Origin of the sequence: Kitasatospora sp. NPDC093806 (assembly GCF_040683335.1) — a bacterium.
Classification (GTDB): domain Bacteria; phylum Actinomycetota; class Actinomycetes; order Streptomycetales; family Streptomycetaceae; genus Kitasatospora.
Genome location: NZ_JBFBDO010000098.1, coordinates 21,901 through 30,740, shown reverse-complemented (window position 1 = coordinate 30,740; position 8,840 = coordinate 21,901). Strand labels below are relative to the sequence as shown.

Sequence of the window (8,840 nt, the reverse complement as noted above, 5' to 3'; positions counted from 1 at the left end):
GCGCTGGCCGCGGCCAGCGCGCGCCGCGAGCAGGGCGCTGGGCTTCGGGTCGTGGGTGACCCTCGGCTTGTGCGGGCCGCGCGCGGGGTGCCCGCCGTGCGGGTGCACGGCAGCGCCGAGGTGGGCCGGGCTGTCGCCCGTCACCGCGATGTCACCGACCCGGTCCGTTCTCAGCACCGTCGCACCCAGCGCCCTCAACCGGTCCACCGTCCGCGGGGACGGGTGACCGTACGGATTGCCGACACCGCAGGAGATCAGGGCCAACCGCGGACTCAACGCCGCCGCCAACTCCCAGTCCTGATGTGCCGAACCGTGATGCGCCACCTTCAACACGTCCACCTTTCTCCCTTCGCCGGCCGTCCTCAGCCGACCGAGCAGCGCCTCCTGAGCCGGCGGCTCCAAGTCACCCAGCAAGGCCATCCGCACGCCGCCCGCCAGGGTCACCAGCAGCGCGACGCTCGCGTTGTTCGCCCCCGAGGCCGCCAACGGCTCCGCTCCGTCCGGCCACAGCACCTCCCACGAGATCCCCACCCCCGCGGATCTGCGCTCGCCGCGCCCGGCCCGTAGCAACGGGACCCCGGCCTGCGCCGCCCAGCCCGCCACCCGGGCGGCCTCGCCCGGCGGATCGTCCACCGCCGTCCCCTCCACCGCCCCGACCTGCCGGCCGTGCAGCACCCCCGGCAGCCCCTCGACGTGATCGGCGTGGAAGTGCGTCGCCAGGAACAGCGGCACCCGGGTGATGCCGAGGTCACGCAGACAGCGGTCGGCGGCCTGCGGATCCGGACCGGCGTCCACCACCACCGCGCTGTCCGGCGGTCTGCCGTCCCCCGGCACGACCGGCAGCACCAGCATGTCGCCCTGCCCCACGTCACACATGACCAGTCGCCAGTCCGGGGGTGGCCAGCCGGTCGCGATCCGCGCGAGCAGCGGCGGCCGCACCAACACCATCAGCAGCACCAGGAGCAGGACGCCCGCCACCACCGGGCGGGCCCAGCCACGGGGCCGCAGCACCAGGGGAACCGTGCCGCAGAGCGCCGCCGTGCCGACGGCGAGGCTCACCGTGCCGAACCAGCCGCCCGGCCAGGAGAGTTGCCCGCCCGGCAGTTCGGCCCCGTGCCTGGCCACCGCGGCCAGCCAGCCGGCCGGGACGGCTGCGGGCTCGGCCAGCAGCCGGGCCAGCGCCGGGGAGAGCGGGTCGAGCACGAGGACTGCGAAGCCGAGCAGCGTCGCCGGGGCCACCGCCAGCTCGGCCAGCAGATTGCAGGGAATCCCGACCAGGCTGACATGCCCGGAGAGCACCACCGTCACCGGCGCGCAGAGCGCCTGGGCCGCCGCCGTCGCCCCGACGGCGCCCGCGAGGTGGTGCGGCCAGCCCCGAGCCCGCAGGGCCGCCGCCCAGCGCGGACCGACGACCAGCAGACCCGCCGTGGCGAGCACCGACAGCAGGAACCCGAACGAACGGGCCAGGTAAGGGTCGAGCAGGACCAGCAGCAGAGCCGTACCCGCCAGCGCCGGCACCGCCTGGCGCGGACGGCCGGTGGCCAGCGCCAGCAACCCGATCAGCCCCGTCCCCGCCGCCCGGAGCACACTGGGCTCGGGGCGGCAGATCGTGACGAAGGCCAGCGTGACGGCGGCCCCGAGCAGCGCCGTGGTGCGCAGCGGGATCCCCAGCAGGGCGGCCAGGCCGCGCCGCTCGGCGGTACCGGCCCGGGTGGGCGCGCCGAGCAGGACGCCCAGCACGATCGCGAGGTTGGCTCCGCTGACCGCGACCAGGTGGGCCAGGTCGGTGTCCCGGAACGCCGCCCAGAGACCGTCCGGCAGGCGTGACGTGTCGCCGACGACGAGGCCGGGCAGCAGCCCGCGCTCATCCGGCGGCAGGCCGTCGGTGGCCGTGCGCAGACCGGCTCGCAGTCGCCCGGCGATCCGCTGAGGCAGGCTGGGCGGGGCGAGCTGTCGAGGCTCGCCGTGGGCGATCAGCAGCGCCGCCGACTCGCCGTCGTTCTCACCCGGCGGACGGACCGTCACCTCGACGGCCAGCCGGGCCGAGGGCAGCAGCCGTTCCCAGGCGCTCACGTCCTCGCCGCGGGCCAGGAGCGTGACCGGGGTGCGGGTGCGGACGGTCTGCGGGCCGGAGCCGCCGGGGAGGTGGGTGTCCTGGGCCGGGCCCTCAGGGACGGTGACGCGGTCCACGACGGCGTCCAGGGTCAGCAGGCGCTGCCCGGCCGAGGCCCCGCCCGTCCGGGACGTGTGGACGCGCGGGTCTCCGGTGACGGTGAGTTCGATGCCGAGGTCCGGCGCCGGGGTGGCGCCGTGGGCCAGCTCGGGGATCGGCCCGCGGTGCAGGTCCGCGGTGTGCAGCAGGGTGGCGGCCGTGGCGGCGGCGCCGGTCAGCAGGACGACGGCCAGCGTCACGGCGGCGGACCGGTCGCGCCACCGCTGTCTGCCCGCGCCCGGACGGCGGGTCAGCAGGAGGATCCCGAGAAGCGCGGCCAGGCCTGCGACCGTCGAGAGGGCGGCGCCGTGTCCGGGACCCAGCCCGAGGATCGCGGCCGTCACCGCCCAGGCGGCCAGGGCCGGCAGGAGCAGGCGGAGGTCGCTCGGGACGGGTGTGGTGGGGGACGGCGTGGGGCTCTCCTTCGTGGGGAGAGTGGGAGCGGCAGCGGTGGCGGCGATGGCGGTACCTCCCTTCGGAGAGGGCAGTCGGACGCGGGGGAAACGGCTCGGGGTCAGAGGGTGAGCAGCGGGCGGAGTTCCGCGTAGGTGCGGTCGCCGATGCCGCTGACCTGCCGGAGCTGGTCGAGCGAGCGGAAGGCGCCGCCGTGGGAGGCGCGGAACGCGATGATGCGCTGGGCGAGGGTCGGTCCCACGCCCGGGAGTGTGTCGAGCTGTTCGAGCGTCGCGTGGTTGAGGCTGACCGGCTGTCTCGACGGACCGGTGAGGAGCGGCGGCCCAGGCCCCGCCCCGGCGGGAGGCTGCGGGCCCGGCTCGCCGACGAGGATCTGCTCGCCGTCGGTCAGCACCCGGGCCAGGTTGAGGTTCCTGGTGTCCGTCCCGGGCAGCGGCCCGCCGGCCACCCGCAGGGCGTCGGCGACCCGGGAGCCGCTCGGCAGGATGTGCACACCCGGTGTGTGGACCCGGCCGCCGACGTCGACCACCACGACGGTGGACGACGCGGTGCCGGACACGTCGCCGATGGCCGCCGCCCCGGTCCCGCCGTCGGACGGCAGGTCCGGTCCGGGGCCGGGGCCGCCGGACGGGACGGACGCGACCGCCACCGCCGGGACCTCGACCGGTTGCGGCCGGGCCAGCCAGAAATGCTGGACGCCGTACCCGACGGTGAGCAGCAGGAGGACGAGCAGACCGAGCGCCGCCCGTCGGTCGAGCGCCAGCGCGTGGCCCGTCCACCGGGGGCCGGCACGCTCGGTCGTGGCGTGCTCGGGCGCGGCACCGTCCGGCCCGGCGTCACCCGGCGTGGCCGCCCCCGGGGACGGACCGCCGGGCGGGCCGGTCGCCGTCGGGGCGCCGACCGTCGGGGCGCCGACCGTCGGCGGCGGGTCCGCCACCGGTGTCTCGTACACCGAGGGCTCGGCGTCCGGCGGGCCTTCGGCGGACTCCGGCAGGAGTGCCGCCATCCGCAGGCCCGCGGTCGCGTTGATCTGCTGGATCTCGTGGCGCTTACGTGCGCCGATACGCATGCTCGTCATGCGGAGCACGGTAGGAGTCGCCGCGGAATCGGGCGGAAGTCACCGAAAGCCTGTGGACAACCCCGGGGTTGTGGACAGAAAAGGTCACTCGGGAGAGGGAGAAGAGCACCATCGCATTGACCAAGCGGGCCGGGCCAAAGGGCCGGGGCCGCAGGGCCAAAGGGCCGCAGGGCCGAGCCGGCCTCAGCGCGGTGCGACCACCACGGCCAGCAGCCCCGGCCCGACGTGTGCGCCGATCACCGCGCCCACCTCGCCCACGTACAGGTCGCACAGCCCCGGCACCCGCTCCCGCAGGCGTTCGGCGAGCGGTTCGGCGCGGTCCTCGGCGGCCAGGTGGTGGACCGCGATGTCGACCTCCCGCTCCCCCGCCCGCTCGACCGCGATCTCCTCCAGCCGGGCGATCGCCCGGGACGCGGTGCGCACCTTCTCCAGGGGTTCGATCCGCCCCCCGTCCAGGTGCAGCAGCGGCTTGACCGCGAGCGCCGAGCCCAGCAGCGCCCGCGCGGCACCGATCCGGCCGCCCCGGCGCAGGTACTCCAGCGTGTCGACGTAGAAGAAGCCGCTGGTCCCGGCCGTCCGCCGGCCGACGGCCGCCGCCACCTCGTCCAGGCTCTGCCCCGCCTCGATCGCCTCGGCGGCCGCCAGCACGCCGTAGCCGAGGGCCATGCCGACGAGTCGGCTGTCCACCACCCAGACCGGGACCGGCGCCTCCGCGGCCGCCAGCCGGGCGGCCTCCGCCGTCCCGGACAGCTCGCCGGAGATGTGGACCGAGACGATGCCCCGCGCGCCGGTCTCGGCGGCCGCCCGGTAGGCGGCGGCGAAGGACTCCGGACTGGGCCGGGAGGTGGTCACCCGGTGCTTGCCGCGCAGGGCCTCGGCGACGTCCTTCGGGGAGATCTCGACCCCCTCGGCGCGCACCTCGTCGCCGACCACGACGCTCAGCGGGACGACGGTGATCCCGTACCGGTCGACGGCGGGCTGGGGCAGGTAGGCCGTGGAGTCGGTGACGAGTGCGAGGTCGGCGGGCATGTCGGCGGGCATGAGGCGGAGGTTACTCCCCGCCCGGCCCGGACGGCAGCATCCGGGTGATCCCGCTCAGCCCGCGGAGGGGCCGGCGGTCGGCTTGCGCAGACGCTGCGCGAGCTTGGCCACCGGGTCGGAGAGGCCCAGCAGTTCCTCGGCGCTGGGCCGGCCGCCCCGGCCGTCCGGGAGTGCGGACCGGGCCGCCCCCGGGTCCGCACCGGAAGAAGCCCCCGAAGCCCCCGAGGCACCAGCAGCCCCCGAAGCCCCCGAGGCCCCCGAAGCGGTGTCCCAGTGCCGCAGCGCCCCCGCCTCGTCCTCGCACTCCTGGCTCAGCCGGCTCAGCTCGTCGTCCGCGAACCGGTGCATCCGGTCCTGCGCGGCCCAGCGCATGGTCTCCGCCGAGTGCGTGATCCGCTCGGCCCGCTCCCGCAGCTCGGGCAGCTTCGCCGCGATCCGCCCGACGTCCGGCTCCCGCTCCAGGAGGCGCAGCTCGCCGTCGAGCTCCGCCGCGTGGGCGTCCAGCCGGGCGAGCAGCGCGAGCGCCTCGGTGAGCTGGCCGTCCTGGGTGACGGCGCCTTCCAGGACCTGCCGGGTGCCGGTCAGGGAGGTCCGCAGGTCCAGTCGGACGGCGGAGATCTGCTTCGGCGGGCCGGTCTGCGCGTAGGTCTTGGCCTTGAGGGTGACGTTCTCCACCGCGCGCCGGGCCTTGGCCTCCTGGCGTTCCATCGTCTCGCCGACCGCCCGGGCCGCCTTCACCAGGCCGACCACGACCAGCGCCGCCACCGCGAGCCCGACCAGCACGGCCAGTCCGACCATCACCGCGAGCACGTCCATCACGAGCCACCTTCCGCCAGCCGAACCGGCCCCCACCGGGCCCAACGCGGGCCGGGCCACCGAGGGTTCCACCGTAGCCCCGGGACCGGCCCGGCAGGCGGGCGTTCGGGGGCGTCGGGCCGGAGATCAGGGACAGATAGGGGTTCACCCCGACACCCGGGGCCCGCACGACCGCGGCGGGACGGATCCCCCGCACGACCGCGACGGAGCAGGCCCGCCACCAACACCGCGGAGCAGGCCCGCCCCCAACGCCGCAGGGCGGGCGCCCCCGAAGGAACGCCCGCCCCGCCGCCCGGGGGCCGGTTTCACCCGGCCCCCACCGCACTCGCCCGGCCTCAGCCGGTGACGATGTTGACCAGCTTCGGCGCCCGCGCGATCACCTTGCGCACCTCCGCACCGCCGATCGCCGCGACGACCGCCGGGTCGGCCAGCGCCAGCGCCTCCAGCTCGGCGTCCGAGATCGACGGCGCGACCTCCAGCCGGGCCTTGACCTTGCCCTTGACCTGCACGACGCAGGTGACCGTCTCGTCGACGACGTACGCGGGGTCGGCCACCGGGTAGTCGGCGTACGCCAGCGTCTCGCCGTGGCCCAGCCGGCGCCACAGCTCCTCCGCGATGTGCGGGGCCAGCGGGGCGACGGCCAGCACCAGCTGCTCGGCCACCGGGCGCGGCGTGGAACCACGCTTGACCAGGTGGTTGTTCAGCTCGATCGCCTTGGCCACGGCGGTGTTGAAGCGCAGCCCGGCCAGGTCGCCGCGGATGCCGTCGACGGCCTTGTGCAGGACGCGCAGCGTCGCCTCGTCGGGCGTCTCGTCGGTGACGACCAGCTCGCCGGTGGACTCGGAGACGACGTTGCGCCACAGCCGCTGCAGGAAGCGGTACGAGCCGACGACGGCGCGGGTGTCCCACGGGCGGGAGACGTCCAGCGGGCCCATCGACATCTCGTACAGGCGCAGCGTGTCGGCGCCGTACTCGTCGGCGATCTCGTCGGGGGCGACGGCGTTCTTCAGGGACTTGCCCATCTTGCCGGCCTCGCGCTTGACCGGCTCGCCCTGCCAGAAGTAGCCGCCGTCGCGCTCCTCGACCTCGGCGGCGGGCACCGGGAAGCCCCGCTCGTCGCGGTAGACGTCGGCGGTGATCATGCCCTGGTTGAACAGCTTGTGGAACGGCTCGACGGAGGAGACGTGCCCCAGGTCGTGCAGCACCTTGTGCCAGAAGCGGGCGTACAGCAGGTGCAGGACGGCGTGCTCGGCACCGCCGACGTACAGGTCGGCGCCGCCGCCGGGCTTCTGCTCGGTGGGGCCCAGCCAGTACCGCTCGTTGGCCGGGTCGACGACCTTCGCGGAGTCGGTCGGGTCGATGTAGCGCAGCTCGTACCAGCAGGAGCCGGCCCAGTTGGGCATGGTGTTGGTCTCGCGGCGGTACTTCTTCGGGCCGTCGCCCAGGTCCAGCTCGACGTTGACCCAGTCCTCGTTGCGGGACAGCGGGGTCTTCGGCTTGGAGGTGGAGTCGTACGCGTCGTAGGTGTGCGGCGAGTAGTCGTCGACCTGGGGGACCTCGACGGGCAGCATCGACTCGGGCAGGGCGTGCATGACGCCGTCCTCGTCGTAGACGACCGGGAAGGGCTCGCCCCAGTACCGCTGGCGGCTGAACAGCCAGTCGCGCAGGCGGTAGTTGACGGTGCCCTCGCCGATGCCGCGCTCGGCCAGCCAGGTGGTGACGGCGGCCTTGGCGTCGACGACGCTCAGGCCGTCCAGCGAGACGCCGTCCGAGACGCCGTCCGAAGTCCCCTCCGCGTGCGCGGAGTTGACGATGACGGAGTCGTACGTGTCGAACGCGTCGTCCCACTCGGCCGGGTCCTCGCCGCGCCCGTCGGTGGGCTGGACGACGCAGCGCATCGGCAGCTCGAAGGCGCGCGCGAAGGCGAAGTCGCGGTGGTCGTGGGCGGGGACGGCCATGATGGCGCCGGTGCCGTAACCCATCAGCACGTAGTCGGCGATGAACACGGGCACGGGCTCGCCGCTGACCGGGTTCACGGCGTAGGCGCCGGTGAAGACGCCGGTCTTGACCTTGGCCTCGACCTGCCGCTCGACGTCGGACTTGGCGGCCGCGGTGGCGCGGTAGGCGGCGACGGCCTCGGCGGGGGTGGCGGCGCCGCCGGTCCACTCCTCCCGGGTGCCCTCGGGCCAGGCGGCGGGGACGATCGAGTCGACCAGGTCGTGCTCGGGGGCCAGCACCATGTAGGTGGCGCCGAACAGGGTGTCGGGGCGGGTGGTGAAGACGGTGATCTTCCGGCCGTCGACGGCGAAGTCGACCCGGGCGCCCTCGGAGCGGCCGATCCAGTTGCGCTGCTGCAGCTTGATGGCCTCGGGCCAGTCCAGCAGGTCCAGGTCGGCGATCAGCCGGTCGGAGTAGGCGGTGATCCGCATCATCCACTGGCGCAGGTTGGACTTGAAGACGGGGAAGTTGCCGCGCTCGGAGCGGCCGTCGGCGGTGACCTCCTCGTTGGACAGCACGGTGCCCAGGCCGGGGCACCAGTTGACCGGCACCTCCTTGGCGTAGGCCAGCCGGTACTCGCCCAGGACCTCCTCGCGCTCGCCGGCGCTCAGCGCGGCCCAGTCACGGCCGCCGGGCACCTCGCGCGAGCCGTCGGCGAACTCGCCGATCAGCTCGGCGATCGGGCGGGCCTTGCCGGCCTGCTCGTCGTACCAGGAGTTGAAGATCTGCAGGAAGATCCACTGGGTCCAGCGGTAGTACTCCGGGTCGATCGTGGCGATCGAGCGGCGCGGGTCGTGGCCCAGGCCCAGCCGGCGCAGCTGCTGGCGCATGTTGGCGATGTTGGCCTCGGTGGAGACCCGCGGGTGGGTGCCGGTCTGCACCGCGTACTGCTCGGCGGGCAGGCCGAACGAGTCGTAGCCCAGGGTGTGCAGCACGTTGTGGCCGTTCATCCGCTGGAAGCGGGCGAACACGTCGGTGGCGATGTAGCCCAGCGGGTGGCCGACGTGCAGGCCCGCGCCCGACGGGTACGGGAACATGTCCATGATGAAGCTGTGCGGCTTCGCGGCGACGTCACCGGCGGCCGGGTCGGCCAGGTCCCCGGCCGGGTTGGGGGCGTGGAACGTCCCCTCCTTCTCCCAGATGTCCTGCCAGCGGGACTCGATCTCGGCCGCCAGGGCGGCGCTGTACCGGAACGGCGCGGTCGTGGTCTCGGCCGCGCCGGACGCAGGGGTCGTCTCGCTCATGGTCCTTCAAGCTCCATCGATGTCAGTTGGCGAACCG

General features: G+C 74.7%; 5 protein-coding genes. All 5 read right to left on the bottom strand.

Annotated features, from left to right (window positions below; genetic code table 11):
* Positions 1–2,556, bottom strand: a 2,556-nt coding sequence (locus tag AB0N76_RS31640; protein WP_363563010.1) for a ComEC/Rec2 family competence protein, incomplete at its 3' end; no start/stop codon positions are given.
* A gap of 170 nt (positions 2,557–2,726) precedes the next feature.
* Positions 2,727–3,704 (bottom strand): ComEA family DNA-binding protein, encoded by a 978-nt coding sequence (locus tag AB0N76_RS31635; protein ID WP_363563008.1) that lies wholly within the window; start codon positions 3,702–3,704, stop codon positions 2,727–2,729.
* 183 nt (positions 3,705–3,887) lie between these two features.
* Positions 3,888–4,733, bottom strand: a complete 846-nt coding sequence (locus AB0N76_RS31630) for a DegV family protein (protein WP_363563014.1) — start codon at positions 4,731–4,733, stop codon at positions 3,888–3,890.
* A 66-nt stretch (positions 4,734–4,799) separates the two neighbouring features.
* Positions 4,800–5,561 (bottom strand): hypothetical protein, encoded by a 762-nt coding sequence (locus tag AB0N76_RS31625; protein WP_363563006.1) that lies wholly within the window; start codon positions 5,559–5,561, stop codon positions 4,800–4,802.
* Between the two features lie 335 nt (positions 5,562–5,896).
* The gene (gene leuS, locus AB0N76_RS31620; protein ID WP_363563004.1) at positions 5,897–8,803 is read right to left on the bottom strand and encodes a leucine--tRNA ligase; all 2,907 of its coding nucleotides are present in this window, start codon (positions 8,801–8,803) and stop codon (positions 5,897–5,899) included.
* Positions 8,804–8,840: the final 37 nt, after the last annotated feature.

Excerpts from the sequence above, each read along its gene's own strand:
- AB0N76_RS31635 (WP_363563008.1), bottom strand. The coding sequence starts at position 3,704 with ATGACGAGCATGCGTATCGGCGCACGTAAGCGCCACGAGATCCAGCAG.
- AB0N76_RS31630 (WP_363563014.1), bottom strand. The coding sequence starts at position 4,733 with ATGCCCGCCGACCTCGCACTCGTCACCGACTCCACGGCCTACCTGCCC.
- AB0N76_RS31625 (WP_363563006.1), bottom strand. The coding sequence starts at position 5,561 with ATGGACGTGCTCGCGGTGATGGTCGGACTGGCCGTGCTGGTCGGGCTC.
- leuS (WP_363563004.1), bottom strand. The coding sequence starts at position 8,803 with ATGAGCGAGACGACCCCTGCGTCCGGCGCGGCCGAGACCACGACCGCG.